At 72.1% G+C, this 16,178-nt stretch carries 15 protein-coding genes and 1 pseudogene; 6 read left to right on the top strand and 10 right to left on the bottom strand.

The genetic code is table 11. The annotated features are described in order from the left end of the window. Nucleotides 1-138 precede the first annotated feature (138 nt). The 3 genes from ACFQ87_RS20210 to ilvA all read right to left on the bottom strand — a co-directional run bounded on the left by ACFQ87_RS20210 (nt 139) and on the right by ilvA (nt 3,525). Complete coding sequence (locus ACFQ87_RS20210) at nt 139-996, bottom strand: ABC transporter permease (RefSeq protein WP_380612142.1); 858 nt, start codon at nt 994-996, stop codon at nt 139-141. Nucleotide 997: 1 nt separating this feature from the next. After that, nucleotides 998-2,110 (bottom strand): ATP-binding cassette domain-containing protein, encoded by a 1,113-nt coding sequence (locus ACFQ87_RS20205; protein WP_380612141.1) that lies wholly within the window; start codon nt 2,108-2,110, stop codon nt 998-1,000. Nucleotides 2,111-2,313: 203 nt separating this feature from the next. Continuing rightward, nucleotides 2,314-3,525, bottom strand: a complete 1,212-nt coding sequence (ilvA, locus tag ACFQ87_RS20200) for a threonine ammonia-lyase (protein ID WP_380612140.1) — start codon at nt 3,523-3,525, stop codon at nt 2,314-2,316. 122 nt (nt 3,526-3,647) lie between these two features. Here ilvA and ACFQ87_RS20195 point away from each other — a divergent pair, with 122 nt between their 5' ends. Continuing rightward, nucleotides 3,648-4,130 (top strand): MarR family winged helix-turn-helix transcriptional regulator, encoded by a 483-nt coding sequence (locus tag ACFQ87_RS20195; protein ID WP_380612139.1) that lies wholly within the window; start codon nt 3,648-3,650, stop codon nt 4,128-4,130. Nucleotides 4,131-4,135: 5 nt separating this feature from the next. Here the strand turns inward: ACFQ87_RS20195 and ACFQ87_RS20190 are convergent, their stop codons facing one another. Continuing rightward, nucleotides 4,136-5,290 carry a cystathionine gamma-synthase gene (locus ACFQ87_RS20190; RefSeq protein WP_380612138.1) on the bottom strand — a complete coding sequence of 385 codons (1,155 nt, stop codon included), beginning with the start codon at nt 5,288-5,290 and terminating at the stop codon, nt 4,136-4,138. Nucleotides 5,291-5,396: 106 nt separating this feature from the next. On the opposite strand from ACFQ87_RS20190, the gene msrA reads away from it, so the two are divergent. Next, the gene (gene msrA / locus ACFQ87_RS20185; RefSeq protein ID WP_380612204.1) at nt 5,397-6,059 is read left to right on the top strand and encodes a peptide-methionine (S)-S-oxide reductase MsrA; all 663 of its coding nucleotides are present in this window, start codon (nt 5,397-5,399) and stop codon (nt 6,057-6,059) included. Nucleotides 6,060-6,353: 294 nt separating this feature from the next. Continuing rightward, the gene (locus tag ACFQ87_RS20180; protein ID WP_380612137.1) at nt 6,354-6,716 is read left to right on the top strand and encodes a cupin domain-containing protein; all 363 of its coding nucleotides are present in this window, start codon (nt 6,354-6,356) and stop codon (nt 6,714-6,716) included. Between the two features lie 10 nt (nt 6,717-6,726). Here ACFQ87_RS20180 and ACFQ87_RS20175 read toward each other — a convergent pair whose 3' ends face one another. The 5 genes and pseudogenes from ACFQ87_RS20175 to ACFQ87_RS20155 all read right to left on the bottom strand — a co-directional run bounded on the left by ACFQ87_RS20175 (nt 6,727) and on the right by ACFQ87_RS20155 (nt 11,859). Further along, nucleotides 6,727-7,527 carry a hypothetical protein gene (locus ACFQ87_RS20175; protein WP_380612136.1) on the bottom strand — a complete coding sequence of 267 codons (801 nt, stop codon included), beginning with the start codon at nt 7,525-7,527 and terminating at the stop codon, nt 6,727-6,729. Next, nucleotides 7,524-8,075 (bottom strand): SigE family RNA polymerase sigma factor, encoded by a 552-nt coding sequence (locus tag ACFQ87_RS20170; RefSeq protein ID WP_380612135.1) that lies wholly within the window; start codon nt 8,073-8,075, stop codon nt 7,524-7,526. Before ACFQ87_RS20170 ends, ACFQ87_RS20175 begins: the two co-directional genes overlap by 4 nt. Before the next feature lie 65 nt (nt 8,076-8,140). Then, nucleotides 8,141-9,427 (bottom strand): annotated as a pseudogene (locus ACFQ87_RS20165) (Ig-like domain-containing protein). A 202-nt stretch (nt 9,428-9,629) separates the two neighbouring features. After that, nucleotides 9,630-9,968: a hypothetical protein gene (locus ACFQ87_RS20160; RefSeq protein WP_380612134.1), complete on the bottom strand. Its 339-nt coding sequence runs from the start codon at nt 9,966-9,968 to the stop codon at nt 9,630-9,632. Nucleotides 9,969-10,455: 487 nt separating this feature from the next. Continuing rightward, nucleotides 10,456-11,859 carry a cystathionine beta-synthase gene (locus ACFQ87_RS20155; protein ID WP_380612133.1) on the bottom strand — a complete coding sequence of 468 codons (1,404 nt, stop codon included), beginning with the start codon at nt 11,857-11,859 and terminating at the stop codon, nt 10,456-10,458. 213 nt (nt 11,860-12,072) lie between these two features. On the opposite strand from ACFQ87_RS20155, the gene ACFQ87_RS20150 reads away from it, so the two are divergent. From ACFQ87_RS20150 to ACFQ87_RS20140, 3 genes are all read left to right on the top strand, one after another. Continuing rightward, nucleotides 12,073-13,167, top strand: coding sequence for an SGNH/GDSL hydrolase family protein (locus ACFQ87_RS20150; RefSeq protein ID WP_380612132.1), 1,095 nt, complete (start codon nt 12,073-12,075; stop codon nt 13,165-13,167). 63 nt (nt 13,168-13,230) lie between these two features. Next, nucleotides 13,231-14,451 carry an acetyl-CoA C-acetyltransferase gene (locus ACFQ87_RS20145; protein ID WP_380612131.1) on the top strand — a complete coding sequence of 407 codons (1,221 nt, stop codon included), beginning with the start codon at nt 13,231-13,233 and terminating at the stop codon, nt 14,449-14,451. 290 nt (nt 14,452-14,741) lie between these two features. Beyond that, on the top strand, nt 14,742-15,671 hold the full coding sequence (locus tag ACFQ87_RS20140) for a hypothetical protein (RefSeq protein WP_380612130.1): 930 nt from the start codon (nt 14,742-14,744) through the stop codon (nt 15,669-15,671). A 34-nt stretch (nt 15,672-15,705) separates the two neighbouring features. On the opposite strand, the gene ACFQ87_RS20135 is transcribed toward ACFQ87_RS20140, so the two are convergent. Then, the gene (locus ACFQ87_RS20135) at nt 15,706-16,074 is read right to left on the bottom strand and encodes a hypothetical protein (protein WP_380612129.1); all 369 of its coding nucleotides are present in this window, start codon (nt 16,072-16,074) and stop codon (nt 15,706-15,708) included. Between the last annotated feature and the right edge of the window lie 104 nt (nt 16,075-16,178).

The following is a 16,178-nucleotide window of genomic DNA, read 5'->3' as shown; positions in this document are numbered from 1 at the left end:
CGATGTTAACACTCTCCAGTTCCTCCCCCCCCTCTTCCTGCCCCTCCCCCTACCCCCCCTCGAGTACCTCCCCCGCTCCCCGACACTCGCCCACCGCCCTCGGGCGTTCCGCGTCGGAAGGGCACGGGTGGAAACGATTCACCCCACGGCCGAGCGGTACTTGCGCACCGACAGCCAGGAGAACACCGCCGTGATCACCAGCGACCACAGCACCGACACCAGCGCCGCGTGCTGCATCGGCCAGGCGGTGTCCACCGGCCCGACCTGGTTGCCGAAGAGGTCCCGGCAGCCCTGCACGGTGGCGCTGAACGGGTTCCAGTACGCGACCTGCTGCAGCCAGCCCGGCATCGAGCTGACCGGCACGAAGGCGTTGGACACGAAGGTCAGCGGGAACAGCCAGATCAGCCCGGCCGAGGTGGCCGCCTCGGGGCTGCGCACCGACAGGCCGATCAGCGCGCCGATCCAGGAGAAGGCGTAGCCGAGCAGGAGCAGCAGGCCGAAGGCGCCGAGCGCCTTGAGCGCCCCTTCGTAGATCCGCCAGCCGACCAGCAGCGCGACCAGCGCCAGCACAACCACGGTGAACGCGGTCTGGCACAGGTCCGCGAGGGTGCGGCCGACCAGCACCGCCGAGCGGGCCATCGGCAGCGAGCGGAAGCGGTCCACCAGGCCCTTGGTCATGTCCTCCGCGATGCCGGCCGAGGCACCGGCGACGGCGAAGGTGACGGTCTGGGCGAAGATGCCGGCCATCAGGAACTGGATGTACGTGTCGGAGCTGGAGTTCGTCCCGGGGATCTTGATCGCCCCGCCCATGACGTACGAGAACAGCAGCACGAACATGACCGGTTGCATGAGCCCGAACACCACGATCTCGGGGATCCGGGACATCCGGCGCAGGTTGCGCTTGGCGACCACCCAGGAGTCGTGCAGGGTGGCGTTCAGACCCCGGCGCCGCGTGGGCATCGCCGCGCCTATGGCGTGCTCGGTGGCGGCGCTCATCTCAGCACTCCGTTCCGGCCGTGACGGCCTGCTGCTGGTCCGGCCCGTTGTCATCGGTGCCGTCGGCGCCGTCGGCGCCGTCGGTGCCGTCGGTGCCGTCCGCGCCGCGGGCCCCACGGCGGCCCCGGCCGCCCCGGCCGCGGCCCTTGGTGCCGTCGCCGCCGTCCTCGGCCGTCCCGGTGACGCGGCCGGTGAGGGTGAGGAAGACGTCGTCCAGGGTCGGGCGGCGCAGGCCGATGTCGTCGATCTCTATGCCGCGCCCGTCCAGTTCGCGGATGGCGTCGGCGAGCACCCGGGCGCCACCGCTGACCGGCACGGTGATCTTCCGGGTGTTCTTCTCCACGGCGGGCTCGCCGAGCGCGTAGCCGGACAGCGCCGCGACCGCGTCCGCGACCAAACCCGGGTCGTGCACCACGACCTCGATCCGCTCGCCGCCGATCTGCGCCTTCAGCTGGTCGGCGGTGCCCCGGGCGATCACCCGGCCGTTGTCGACCACCGCGATGTCGTGGGCGAGCCGGTCGGCCTCCTCCAGGTACTGGGTGGTGAGCAGCAGCGTGGTGCCCTGCTCGACCAGGGTCTCGATGACCTCCCAGAGCGCGAGCCGGTTGCGCGGGTCGAGGCCGGTGGTCGGCTCGTCCAGGAACATCACCGGCGGCCGGACCACCAGCGCGGCGGCGAGGTCCAGGCGGCGGCGCATGCCGCCGGAGTACGTCTTGGCGGTGCGGTCCTTGGCCTCGGTGAGGTTGAACCACTCCAGCAGCTCCAGCGCGCGGGCCTTCGCGGCGCGGGTGCTCATCTGGTAGAGCTCGCCGACCATCGTGAGGTTCTCGAAGCCGGTCAGGTACTCGTCGACCGCCGCGTACTGGCCGGACAGCCCGATCAGGCTGCGGACCCTGTTCGGGTGCTTGAGCACGTCGACTCCGGCCACCACCGCGCGGCCGGAGTCGGGGCGGAGCAGGGTGGTCAGGACGCGCACGGTGGTGGTCTTGCCGGCGCCGTTCGGGCCGAGCAGCCCGAGCACAGCGCCGTCGGGGACGTCGAGGCTGACGCCGTCCAGGGCCCGGACGTCGCCGAAGGTCTTCACCAGGTTCTCGGCTTGGATGGCTGGCGCCATGGCCTGCCTCATCTCCTCGGACGAATATGAGCGATCTGTCCCGATCTGCCTGGATTCCAGGCATGCGGACAACTCGGTTCCCGGCCATCGACACAGAACGCGATGCATCGCGAGTGTGACAACTCGCGATACATCGCGTCAAGGGGGCTTCGAACGGGCACCCAGCCGGACAGCCCCGTCCCGGCCACCTCAGCCGGACAGCCTCAGCTGGAAACCACGTACCCCGCGTCCCGCAGCTCGCCGACCACCAGCGCGCAGTGCTCCGGCCCCTTGGTCTCCAGGTGCAGGTCCACCTCGACCTCGGTCAGCCCCAGCCGGGGGTCGATCCGCACGTGGGCGACGTCCAGCACATTGGCGTCCACCCTGGTCAGCACACCCAGCAGGTCCGCCAGCGAACCCGGCTTGTCCGCCAGGCGCACCCGCAGCGACAGGTAGCGCCCGGCCGCCGCCAGCCCGTGCCGCAGCACCCGCTGCATCAACTGCGGGTCGATGTTGCCGCCGGACAGCACCGCCACCACCGGGCCCTCGAAGGAGTCCGGCTGCTCCAGCAACGCCGCGATCGGGGCCGCCCCGGCCGGCTCGACCACCAGCTTCAGCCGCTCCAGGCCGAGCAGCAGGGCCCGCGACAGCGCGTCCTCGGAGACCGTGCGGATGCCGTCCGCCAGCGTGTTGACCACCTCGAACGGGATGTCCCCCGGGCGCCCGACCATGATCCCGTCGGCCATGGTGCTGAAGTGCTCCAGCGACACCGGCCGCCCGGCCGCCAGCGAGGGCGGGTACGCGGCCGCGCCGGCCGCCTGTACCCCGACCACCTGGACGTCCGGCCGCAGCGGCTTGACCGCCGCCGCGATCCCGGCCAGCAGCCCACCGCCGCCCACCCCGACCAGGATGGTGCGCACCTCGGGGCACTGCTCCAGGATCTCCAGGCCGACGGTCGCCTGGCCGGTGACGATGTCCCAGTGGTCGAAGGGGTGGATGAACACCGCGCCGGTCGCCTCCGAGTACCGCTGCGCGGCCAGCAGCGCCTCGTCCACGGTGGCGCCGTGCAGCCGCACCTCGGCGCCGTACTCGCGGGTGGCCGCGACCTTCGGCAGCGGCGCCGCGACCGGCATGAAGACGGTGGAGCGCACCCCCAGCAGCGAGGCCGCCAACGCCACCCCCTGGGCGTGGTTCCCGGCGCTCGCCGCCACCACCCCGCCGGCCCGCTGCACCGGCGAGAGCCCCGCGATCCGCACGTACGCCCCGCGCAACTTGAAGGAGCCGGTGCGCTGCAGGTTCTCGCACTTCAGGTGGACCGGCGAACCGATCAGCCCGGACAGGTGCCGGCTGCCCTCCATCGGGGTCACCCGGGCGACTCCGGCGAGCATCTTCTGGGCCCCGCGGACGTCGTCGAGGGTGATCGGCCAGTTGTGCATGATCCCAGAGTAGGGCTCGCGACACCACCAATCGGGGACGTCGGGGCTGTTCCCGGGTCCGCCCCGCCCGCGTACGCTGCTGCTTCTGAGCCTCTCTCACCGCACGACGATCGTGAGCCGCGATGACGACGACCTCGCCCCAGGCCACCGACCGAACCGAGCCCGTGCACACCCAACTCCAGTACCAGCTGGCGGTGTTCGCCCGCCGGATGGAACAGGTCCGAACCTCCGGCGGCGGCCTCGCCGCGCTGGACCGGGCCGCCTACCTACTGCTCGACCGCCTGGAGCGGCACGGGCCCGCGAACGTCAAGGCGCTGGCCGAGGCGCTCGGAGTGGACTCCTCCACGGTGACCCGCCAGGTCGCCCCGCTGGTCGCGGCCGGACTGGTCGGCCGGGTCCAGGACCCGGCCGACCGCCGCGCGGTACGCCTCGCGCTGACCCCGGGCGGCACCGGCCGGCTCGCCGAAGTCCGGGACGGCCGGGCCGAGTTGGCCCGCCGCCTGACGGCCGACTGGCCGCCCGAGGAGCAGCAGGCGTTCTGCGCCCTGCTGGCCCGCTTCAACCACGCGATGGAGTCGTACACGGCGGACCAGCAGGGGCAGTAACCCGCTCAGCCCAGCGCCTGCTTGAGGTCGGCCAGCAGGTCGTCGACCGACTCGATGCCGACCGAGACGCGCACCAGGTCGGCCGGCACCTCCAGCGGCGAACCGGCCGCCGAGGCGTGGGTCATCCGGCCCGGGTGCTCGATCAGCGACTCCACGCCGCCCAGCGACTCGCCCAGGGTGAACAGCTGCGCGCGGTTGCAGACCTCGACGGCCGCCTCCTCGCCGCCGGCGACCCGGAACGAGACCATGCCGCCGAAGGCCTTCATCTGCTTGGCGGCGATGTCGTGGCCGGGGTGCTCGGGCAGGCCCGGGTAGAGCACCTGGCTGACCTTGGGGTGGCTCGCCAGCAGCTCGGCGACCTTCTCCGCGTTGGAGCTGTGCCGGTCCATCCGGACGCCCAGCGTCTTGATGCCGCGCAGCACCAGCCAGGCGTCGAACGGGCCGGAGACGGCGCCCATCGCGTTCTGGTGGTACGCGACCTCCTCGCCCAGGCCCGCCTCGGCCAGCACCAGCGCACCGCCGACCACGTCCGAGTGGCCGCCCATGTACTTGGTGGTGGAGTGCACGACCGCGTCCGCGCCGAGCGCGATCGGCTGCTGCAGGTACGGGCTGGCGAAGGTGTTGTCGACCACCAGCAGCGCCCCGGCACCGTGCGCGACCTCGGCCAGCGCGGCCAGGTCGGTGATGCCCAGCAGCGGGTTGGACGGGGTCTCCACCCACACCGCGCGGGTGTTGGGGCGCAGCGCGGCCCGGACGTCGTCCAGGTTCTGGGTGTTGGCGACGGAGAACTCGACGCCCCAGCGGGTCAGCACCTTGGCGAACAGCCGGAAGGTGCCGCCGTAGGCGTCGTTGGGGATCACGATGTGGTCGCCCGGCTTGAGGATGGTGCGCAGCAGGGTGTCCTCGGCGGCCAGGCCGGAGGCGAAGGCGAGGCCGCGGGCGCCGCCCTCCAGCGCCGCGAGGCACTCCTCCAGCGCGGTGCGGGTCGGGTTGGCGCTGCGGCTGTACTCGTAGCCGCCCCGCAGGCCGCCCACCCCGTCCTGCTTGTAGGTGGACACCTGGTAGATCGGCGTGACGACGGCCCCGGTCTGGGGGTCTGCTTCCTGACCCGCGTGGATGGCGAGGGTCTCGAAGCCCTGGGGAAGCTGGTGCTCGGTCATGGCTCCGAGCCTAGTGGCCGTACGCCGACGCGCCCGCCGGAATCCGCGGACCGCCCGGTGCGTTGAATCCTGGGCAACCCTCCCTACCCCGCTGGAGCAGGCCGTGATGTTCAGCCGCCACAAGTCCTCGCTCGTCCCCGCCGACCAGGCGCTGCCCGGCCGCCAGGCGGCGGCCTTCACCCTGACCGCGCCGCACACCGTGCTCGGCCACCCGCTCACCGGGCCGTATCCGGAGGAACTGGAGGTGGCCGACTTCGGGATGGGCTGCTTCTGGGGCGCCGAGCGCACCTTCTGGCAGCTGCCCGGCGTCTGGACGACGCTGGTCGGCTACCAGGGCGGCTACACCCCGAACCCGACGTACGAGGAGGTGTGCAGCGGGCTGACCGGGCACACCGAGGCGGTCCGGGTGGTGTTCGATCCGGCCGTGGTCTCGTACGAGCAACTGCTGAAGGCCTTCTGGGAGGCGCACGACCCGACCCAGGGCAACCGCCAGGGCAACGACGTGGGCACCCAGTACCGCTCCGCGCTCTACACCCACTCCCCCGCCCAGGCCGCCGCCGCGACCGCCACCCGGGACACCTTCCAGCCCGCGCTGACCGCGCTCGGTTACGGCCCGATCACCACCGAGATCGCCCCGGCCGGCCCGTTCTACCCGGCCGAGCCGTACCACCAGCAGTACCTGTCCGAGGCCAAGAACCCCAACGGCTACTGCGGTCTCGGCGGCACGGGTGCCTCCTGCCCGATCGGCGTCGCCAAGGCAGGCAGCTGAGACACGAAGCACCGACAGGAGCGGCCCGTCCACCACCGGCCCGGGGCCCGTTCAGCCGGCGGTGTGACTCGTGCGGTGTGAGTCACTGCGGCCTCCATGCAACCCTCAACGGCACCGGCACCTCGTGCCCGATCGGCGTGACCCGCAAGGGGGCCGAGCCCCCGCACCCGGGCCCGACCGGGGCCGGCCACTCAAGGCGACCGCTCCCGGTCCCGGCCGCAGACTGGAATGGCCAGCAGGGCCGGCCCGGCCACTCGCTGGTGGCCGGGCCGCCCTCGTGGAGAGGAGTACGCCATGTCCGGTCTGGTCCGCAGGAACTTCGACGATCCCGAGGAAGTCCGACTGTTCGAGGAGGGCATGGGGGAGCTGCGCCTGGTCAACCTGGACGCCGGCCCGGTCGGCAGGGCCGTGTTCCAGCCGGGGTGGCAGTGGTCCAAGCACGTGAAACCGCTCGCCAGGACCGACAGCTGCCAGGCCGCCCACCTGGGATACGTGATCTCCGGCCGGATGCGGATAGTCATGGACGACGGCCAGCAGACCGATTTCGGCCCCGGTGACTTCATGGTCTGCCCGCCCGGCCACGACGCCTGGATCCTGGGCGACGAGCCGTGCGTGATCGTCGACTGGCAGGGCTTCGCGGACTACGCGAAGCGGTGATCGGTACGGCTCAGAGCGTGGCCGGGGCCCGGTCGTGGGTGCCGTCCGTCCGGTAGGCGGGGTTCTCCGCCACCAGTTTGCCGTCGGCGTCGTAGCCGGCGACGGTGGTGCCGATCTGTTCGTGCCCCTTCGGCTCGGGGGCCTTGTGGGGCAGGACGACGTAGTACGCCGCCCAGTCCTTCATCCCGGGCACGGTGACCAGGGTGGCCAGATAGGGCTTGCCGTCCCGGAAGGCGACCAGTCGGGCCGGGGTCACGGGGCCGAGGAACATGCCGAACAGCACGTCGTGGTCGGCGTTCTCGGAGCCCTGGGTGTAGATGTTCGGCTTGCTGTGGTCGAGGTTGTCGCTGGTGACGTCCCGGCAGTCGAAGTTGCTGCGCCAGACGCCGTCGGGCCCGCGGGACTCGTCGCAGCGCTGGGTCGGCGTGACCCAGATCCGGGTGCCGTCGATCACGTCGATCTTCTCCCCGACCCCGGCCCGCCGCACCGGCGAGAGCGGCAGCGCGGACACCGTCGGGGCTGGGGTCGTGGTCGGGGTCGGAGCGGCCTCCGGCACCAGGGCGGTCGCCGCCGCTGAGGGCGTCATCGCCGCCCCCGCCTCGGCCGCGAGGTCCCCGCCGTGCCGGGCGCCGCCCGCCGTCACCGCCGTGACCCCGCAGACCAGCGCCACCGCCAGGGCGGCCGCCCCGGCCCCCACCCGGCGCCGGGCCCGGCGACGCCGGGCGCCGGCGATGACCTCCGCCGGCTGCGGCCCGGGCGCCAACGGGTCCTCGTCCTTGAGCAGTTCTCCGAGTCTGTCCTCGAAGCTCATACCGTCACCTCGATGTCCGTCGTGGGACCCGCCGCTCCGCCGGTGCGGTCGGCGAGTTCGGGGAGTGCGCGCAGCTTCGACAGCGCCCGGTTCAGGGTGCTCTTCACCGTGCCGGGGGCGATGCCCAGTTCGGCCGCGATGGCGGCCTCGGTGAGGTCCCCGTAGTACCGCAGCACGACGACGGTCCGCTCCCGGCGGGTGAGCGCGCCCAACGCCTGGTGCACCAGCGCCCGTTGGGCCTGCAGCTCGGCGAGGTCCTCCGCCAGCGGCCGGTCCGGGGTGTGGTCGGTGGGCAGCTCTCGGTTGCGCAGCCGGCGCCACCAGTCGCGGTGCTGGTTGACCACGATCCGGCGGACGTACGCGGTGGGGTCGTCACCGGTGATCCGGTGCCAGTGCAGGTAGGCACGTTCCAGCGCGGACTGCACGATGTCCTTGGCCCGCTCGGGGTCGCCGGTCAGCAGTTCCGCCAGCCTCAGCAGTTGGCGGCCGCTCCCGGCGACGAACGCGCTGAACTCGGCGTCCTGTCGCTGTCTCTGCTCGCGTTTCACACCCACCTGACTCCTCGGGCGGGCCGCGAGGTTCGGTCCGCCCGAGGAGGAGTTTCAGGTGACGGTCAGGCCGCGCTGCCGGCCTTCCACTCGGCCCAGCTCAGGTTCCAGCCGTTCAGGCCGTTGTCCGGGGCGACGGTCTTGTCGCCGGAGTTCACGACCTCGACCACGTCACCGACCATCGAGGACTTGTAGAACTTGAAGCCGTCCGTGCTGCTGTCCTGCGCGCCCTTGGCGTCCTGCAGGCCGACGCAGCCGTGGCTGGTGTTCTGGCCGCCGAAGATCGACGGCGAGGACCAGTAGTTGCCGTGGATGAAGGTGCCCGAGGTGGTGAGGCGCTGGGCGTGCGGCACGTCGGCGATGTCGTACTCGCTGCCCAGGTTGACGGTCTGCGAGTTCATCCGGGTCTGGGTGAACTGCTCGGAGATGACCATCTTGCCGCCCCAGGTGGTGTGCTCGGGGGCGCCGCCGGAGATCTTGTAGACGGCGCTGACCTGGCCGTCCGTGGTGACGGTGAGCTTCTTGGTGGCGAGGTCGGCGACGCTGGTCTGGGCGCGGCCGATGGTGAAGCTCACGTCCTTGGACTGGGTGCCGAACACGCCCTTCGCACCCTCGACGTCCTTGAGCCGGAGCTTGAGGGTGACCTTGGTGCCCTTGGTTCAGTACTCCTGCGGCCGGAAGTCGAGCCGGGTGCTGGAGAACCAGTGCCCGACGATCTCGACGCCCGGCTCGGCTATCACGGTGATCGCCTGCTGGACGGCCTTGCGGTCCGTGATCGGCTTGCTGAAGTTGATCGAGACCGGCATGCCGACGCCGACGGTCGAACCGTCCTCGGGGGTGAAGTAGCCGACGAAGGTGTTGGCCGGGGTCGCCGTGGTGAAGGTCGCGTTGGCGTCCGCCTCCAGCTTGTCCTTGTCGAGGGCGGTGGCGGTGACGGAGTACTTGGTACCGCTGGCCGGGGCCGCGGCCGAGGTCCAGCCGGTGTTGTCCGAGGAGAGCTGGCCGGCCAGCTCCTTGCCGGTGGAGTCGGTGACCTTGACGGTGCTCAGGGTGCCGTTGGCGACGGTCACCTTGACCGGGTCGCTGAAGCTGGCGCCGGTGGCGCCGTCCGCCGGGCTGACGGTGATGACGGCGGCCGAGGTCTTGGGGGTGCCGCTCCCGCCGCCCGAGCCCGGGGTGCCGCCGGCTCCGGCACCGCCGGACCCGCCGCTGCCACCGGATCCCCCGCTGCCGCCGCTGTTGTCGTTGCAGGCCGCCAGCAGCAGCACCGGAGCCCCGATCAGGCCCGCGAGCACTCCGCGTCGACTCCAGTTCCCGCCGGCCACCCGCCCCTGACCGTCCTGTGCCGTCACGTCGCGTCTCCCTGCTGATCATCCCGGGCATTTACGGATACAGAAACGCAATCCACCCGTTCACGGTTCCATCACCGAAGGGTAGGTGATCGTATGAGCTGACCCAACTTCCCGACCAACATGGACAAAACGCCCAGCCCGCCGAAGCGGACCGGGCGTTCACGAGCGGCCACGGTGCGAGCGGCCACGGTACGGACGGCCGTTACTCGGCCGACTCGGCCACGGTGTACTCGTCCCACTCCTCGCTCTCGGGGTCGAACTCGGTCTGCGCCGACTCCCAGGTCGCCGAGGCGAGCTCGACGCCCGGAACGTCCCCGAGCAGCGCGACGGGGTCGATGAAGTGGGCGAGCGAACCCGACGGGTCCACCTCGATGGCCTCGACGGACTGGGCCCGCTCCTCGTCGTCGAGGTACTCGTCCTCGGCGACCTGCTTCAGGGCGGCCGCCTTGAGCGCGCCCTCGTCGGTGATCTCCGCGATCAGCTCGATCTTGAGCTTGACGTAGCGCGGGGCGTCCTGGCCGGTCGTTTCAGTGCTGGTCATGCGTGCGAGCGTACGGGACGACGGGCCGCCGGGGCGCACGGAAGGCCGGGGCGCACGGGAAGGGCCGGCCCCTCGGAGAAGGACCGGCCCCACCGTCTCTCCGCATCGGCTCCCCCACCCGGGAGCCGCGGAGACGCGCCGTACGGCGCGGTGTGCACCGCGGGAGCCGCCGCACCCTGTCGACCGGCCGGAGCCGGACAGGGGCGGGACGACGGCGCCTCCCGCGGGGCCCCTCCCTCCGATGCCGGTCGGGGAGGGCGGACACGGCGGGCCGGGTCAGGACCGTCCGACGTGTCCGGAGTCGACCGCGTCCACCGGGGAGCCGCTCCCGGTGGACCGCCGCCGTCTCGCTCGGCGTCTTGCCGTTGACCACCACGATGCCGGAGCGTTGTTAACCACGTGCTGCGGGCAGGTGACGCCGGTGTACCACTTCGCCCGTGGACGAACCCATCGGATCCGTGCACGGGCGAAGCGGGGTGACCGAGCGTCAGTGGGCGGCGCCGCGGGTGGTCAGGAAGCCCAGCAGGTCCTGGCGGGTGACGATGCCCTGCGGCTTGCCCTCCACCAGCACGACCGCCGCGTCGGCCTTCTCCAGCACGGTCATCAGGTTGGTGACGGTCTCACCGGAGCCGACCACCGGCAGCGGCTTGGACATCACCTTGTCCAGCGTGTCGGTGAGCTCGATCTCCTTCGCGAAGATGCCCTCCAGCAGCAGCTTCTCCACCACCGAGCCGATCACCTCGCCGGCCATGATGTCCGGGTGCCCGGCGCCCGGGGAGACCACCGGCATCTGCGAGACGCCGTACTCGCGCAGCACCCGGACCGCCTCGGCGACCGTCTCGTTCGGGTGCATGTGGACGAACTGCGGGATGCCGCCCTGCTCGATGGCCTCCTTGCGGCCCAGCACCTCGCCGATGTGGGCCTCGTCGGTGGACGAGGGCAGGAAGCCGTAGTCGGCCATCCAGTCGTCGTTGAAGATCTTCGACAGGTAGCCGCGGCCACCGTCCGGCAGCAGCACCACCACGACGTCGTCCGGCCCGAGCCCGCTGGCCACCTCCAGCGCGGCCACCACGGCCATCCCGCAGGAGCCGCCGACCAGCAGGCCCTCCTCCTTGGCCAGGCGGCGGGTCATCTGGAACGAGTCCTTGTCGGAGACGGCGACGATCTCGTCCGCGACGTCGCGGTCGTAGGCGGTCGGCCAGAAGTCCTCACCGACGCCCTCGACCAGGTACGGACGGCCGGTGCCGCCCGAGTAGACCGAGCCCTCCGGGTCGGCGCCGACGACCTTGACCTTCCCGCCGGAGACCTCCTTCAGGTAGTTGCCGGTGCCGGAGATGGTGCCGCCGGTGCCGACGCCCGCCACGAAGTGGGTGATCTTCCCCTCGGTCTGCTCCCACAGCTCCGGGCCGGTGGAGTGGTAGTGCGAGGCCGGGTTCTCCGGGTTGGAGTACTGGTCCGGCTTCCAGGCGTTCGGGGTCTCGCGGACGAGACGGTCGGAGACGTTGTAGTACGAGTCCGGGTGCTCCGGGGCGACGGCGGTCGGGCAGACGACCACCTCGGCGCCGTACGCGCGCAGGGTGTTGATCTTGTCGGTGGACACCTTGTCAGGACAGACGAAGATGCACTTGTAGCCCTTCTGCTGGGCCACGATCGCCAGACCGACACCGGTGTTGCCCGAGGTCGGCTCCACGATCGTGCCGCCCGGCTTGAGGGCGCCCGAGGCCTCGGCGGCCTCGATCATGCGCATCGCGATGCGGTCCTTCACCGAGCCGCCGGGGTTGAAGTACTCGACCTTCGCCAGCACTGTCGCGCTGATGCCCTCGGTGACCTTGTTCAGCTTGACCAGCGGCGTGTTGCCGACCAGGTCGATGATCGAGTTGTGGTACCGCACGGGGGTCCTCCCGGTCTATGGGCATGCGAGTGCTTTCGGTACTGCAAAGCCTAGGGCGTGGGCGCCGCCCCGGGGTTCCCCTCCGGCACACCTCCCCCAATGGCCCACCCCCGCCGCCGCCTCCGGTACTGCCACCCCCCATCCGGGTAAGACCGCTGTGCAGGCGATGCGCGTCCCCCGAGGGGCGGCACGAGGACGCGAAGGGGGCACCGGATGCCAGGCGCACGGGACTCGCGGGCTCGGGTGGCCCGCCGGATCGCCACCGCGGCGGCGTACGGCGGCGGCGGGCTCGGCCTGCTGGGGGTGGGCCTGGTCGGCCTGCTGCTGACCGAGAGCAAACTCGCCATCCAGGCCATCGGCGTCCTGGAGACCGTCCCGCCCAAGGCCGACGGCGTCTACGGCGAGGCCTTCGCCGACCGCTCCGCCGCCCCGCAGCCGCCGCTGGTGCTGGCCGTCCTCGGCGACTCCACCGGCGCCGGCCTGGGCGTGGCCCGCGCCCGCGAGACCCCGGGCGCGCTGCTGGCGGCGGGCCTGGCCTCGGTGGCCGAGCGCCCGGTGCGGCTGGTCAACGTGGCCCGCTCCGGCGGCCGCTCCGCCGACCTCTCCGGCCAGCTGGAACAGGTGCTGCCGCACCGCCCCGACGTCGCCGTGATCATGATCGGCGCCAATGACGTGACCCGGCACAGCCCGGCCCAGGTGGCCGTCCGCCAGCTCGGCGAGGCCGTCGCCGCCCTGCGCGCCAACGGCTGCGAGGTGGTGGTGGGCACCTGCCCGGACCTCGGGACGATCAAGCCGGTGCGCCCGCCGCTGCGCTGGGTGGCGCGGCGGCTGAGCCGCCAGCTGGCCGCCGCGCAGACCATCGCGGTGGTGGAGGCCGGCGGCCGCACCGTCTCGCTCGGCTCGCTGCTGGGCCCGGAGTTCGCCGCCCGCCCGGAGATGTTCGCCGCCGACCGCTACCACCCCTCCGCCCAGGGTTACGCCACCGCCTCGATGGCCGTCCTGCCCTCGGTCTGCGCGACGCTCGGCCTGTGGCCGGAGGAGGAGCGCCCGAGCGCCCCGGTCCCGGGCGGGACGGTGCTGCCGGTCGCGGTGGCCGCCGCGACGGCCGCCGGACGGGCGGGCACCGAGGTGGCGGCCGTGGAGGCGGAGGGCGCGGGCCGGCGCTGGGCCTTGTTGAGGCATCGGCTGCGGATCGGCCTGCCGGGCCAGGAGGGCGGGAAAGAAGCTGGTGGGGATCCCGACACGGATCCCGACGCGGACCCCGGGAACACGTCGGCCAGCTCACACGCTGGAGCCGGTGACGCCTGAATGACTAAGCGGTAGCTTACCTCCCGGACCGCCAGTCCGTCGTCACTCAGCGAGGAGCCCGCCATGCCCGAAGCCGTCATCGTCAGCGCCGCCCGTTCGCCGATCGGCCGGGCCTTCAAGGGCTCGCTCAAGGACGTCCGCCCGGACGACCTGACCGCCCACATCATCCAGGCCGCCCTGGCCAAGGTCCCGCAGCTCGACCCGCGCGAGATCGACGACCTGATGCTCGGCTGCGGCCTGCCGGGCGGCGAGCAGGGCCACAACCTGGCCCGCATCGTGGCCGTGCAGATGGGCATGGACTACCTGCCCGGCGCCACCATCACCCGGTACTGCTCCTCCTCGCTGCAGACCACGCGGATGGCACTGCACGCGATCAAGGCCGGCGAGGGCGACGTCTTCATCTCGGCCGGCGTCGAGACCGTCTCACGCAGCGTCAAGGGCACCTCGGACGGCCTGCCGGGCACCATGAACCCGATCTTCGACGAGGCCCAGGCCCGCACCAAGAAGCGCGCCGAGGAGGGCGGCGGGGAGTGGCACGACCCGCGCGAGGACGGCCTGGTGCCGGACGCCTACATCGCGATGGGCCAGACCGCCGAGAACCTGGCCGCGCTCAAGGGCATCACCCGCGCCGAGCAGGACGAGTTCGGCGTCCGCTCGCAGAACCTCGCCGAGGCGGCGATCAAGGCCGGCTTCTGGGAGCGCGAGATCACCCCGGTCACGCTCCCGGACGGCACCGTGGTGAGCACGGACGACGGCCCGCGCGCCGGCGTCACCCTGGAGGGCGTGTCCGGCCTGAAGCCGGTGTTCCGCCCCGACGGCACCGTCACCGCCGGCAACTGCTGCCCGCTCAACGACGGCGCCGCCGCGCTGGTCATCATGTCCGACACCAAGGCCCGCGAGCTCGGCATCACCCCGCTCGCCCGGGTGGTCTCCACCGGCGTCAGCGGACTCTCCCCCGAGATCATGGGCTACGGCCCGGTCGAGGCCTCCAAGCAGGCGCTCAAGCGGGCCGGCCTGACCATCGGTGACATCGACCTGGTCGAGATCAACGAGGCCTTCGCCGCCCAGGTGATCCCCTCCTACCGCGACCTCGGCATCGACCTGGACAAGCTGAACGTCAACGGTGGCGCCATCGCGGTCGGCCACCCCTTCGGCATGACCGGCGCCCGGATCACCACCACGCTGATCAACTCCCTGCAGTGGCACGACAAGCAGTTCGGCCTGGAGACCATGTGCGTCGGCGGCGGCCAGGGCATGGCCATGGTCATCGAGCGCCTCAGCTGACCCCGCCGAACCGCTCCGAAGGGTCTGGAGCACCCGTTTGGAGTGACGTAGCGTAATTGAGGGCCGGATCACACCGCGAGGTCGATCCGGCCCTCCTCCCGTTCGTTTCCGACCCGGAGATCGACACTGCGGAGTGGATCAACTTCACTGCGTAGAACGGTGTTACCTAACAATTTGGGGACAAGGCCGAAAGTCTTGGACGAATTAGACATTCGCCACTGCGGTAACAGCACCGAATGCGGCAGTGTGGACACGTAACCCCGTTCCGCTCCTCGCTAGGAGTACGTTCCGTGAGCGCCGTCTACACCATCCTGCTGCTGGTCCTGATCGCCGTGTCGACCGCCGCGCTGCTCCACCTCCGAGGACTCTCCCGCCGACTGGACGCGCAGGCCGCGCCCGCACCGGTCGACGAGGCCGCGATACGCCGGGCCGTCGCCGAGGCGCTCGCCGCCGACCGCGAGCGGGAGATCACCGAGGCCCGGGCGTTCTGGGCCGAGCAGGAGGCCCGCGCGGCCGAGGACGCGCCACTGTTCGACTCCCCCTTCACCGGGGTATTGGCCGGCACCGACGAGTGGCCGCTGTTCTTCCCCCGCCCCACCGGCCCGCAGGACGCCGCCGACAACGTCGGGACGATGGACCCGGAGTTCGGTGAGGCACTGCGCTCCGCGCTGGAGGACCTGATCAACGAGGGCGGCACCGGTCCGGCCGAGCCCGGCACCGAGGGCGGCGCGCCGCTGCGCCCCGGCCACCCGGTCGGCGAGACCGCCAAGGACGCCCGGGCCCGCCGCGAGGCCGACCTGCTGGCGACCGGCCTGGAGGCCGGACTGCTGGACACCGAGCCGACCGTGGCGGACGCCCCGGTCGCCGCGCCCGATCCGCGCCGCCACCCCTCGCACCCCGACTTCGTGCCGAGCCAGGCGCCGTCCCGCGAGTGGACCGACACCCGGCTGGCCACCCTCGCCGAGGAGGCCGTCGCCCTGGTCGACGTCCGCCCGGGCCCGCTGGGCACCCTGGACGTGTACGCCTTCGCCGACGGCACCACGCTGTGCGTGGCCCCGGGCGACCGGGAGGCCGCCTACCGGCTGATCGACGCGGTCCGCGCCGGTGAGCACGTCCGACTGCTCGGCGGATCGCGCTTCTCCGGCTCGTACTCGCTGACCTTCTCCACCGACGAGGAGGCCGTCTACGTGCTCGCCGACCGGGTGGTCGCCAGCATCTGACGCCACCTCAACCGCACGGCGCGCCCGTACCGGCTCAGGCGCAGAGCTCGGCGGTCTCCCGCACCGCGGCCACCGCCCCGGCCAGTACCTCGTCCACGGTGGCCGACCCCTCCGGCAGCGCCACCACGGTGCCCCCGGGCAGCACCGCGAGAGCGGCCGCCAGGTCGTGCCCGGCGACGGCCAACTGGTCCCCCACCGCGAAGGCCCCGGCGTCCGGGAACTCCCGCTGCGGCCCGCCCTCCGCCGCCAGCGCCAGCGCGGCCAGCCGCCGGGCCAGCCCCAGCACGGCCGCCGCCCGCGAGGCGTGCCCTGGCACGGCGCCCAGCAGCTTGCTCTGCGGCAGCGAGCGGAAACGATCCGCCAGGGAGTCGACGGCTTCGACCAAGGGCTGTACGTCATGCATGGGAAGGAGCCTAGGTGGTGGTCGCCGAGCAGACCGCGCCCGAGGCCTCGCTCGTCCCCGGGGTGACGGTGATCGGCGTCCGCAGTCTGCGCCAGCTGGTCGCC

Origin of the sequence: Kitasatospora sp. NPDC056531, assembly GCF_042794375.1 — a bacterium.
Lineage (GTDB): Bacteria > Actinomycetota > Actinomycetes > Streptomycetales > Streptomycetaceae > Kitasatospora.
The sequence above is the reverse complement of the archived record's forward strand: the minus strand, read 5'-3'. Positions and strand labels throughout refer to the sequence as shown.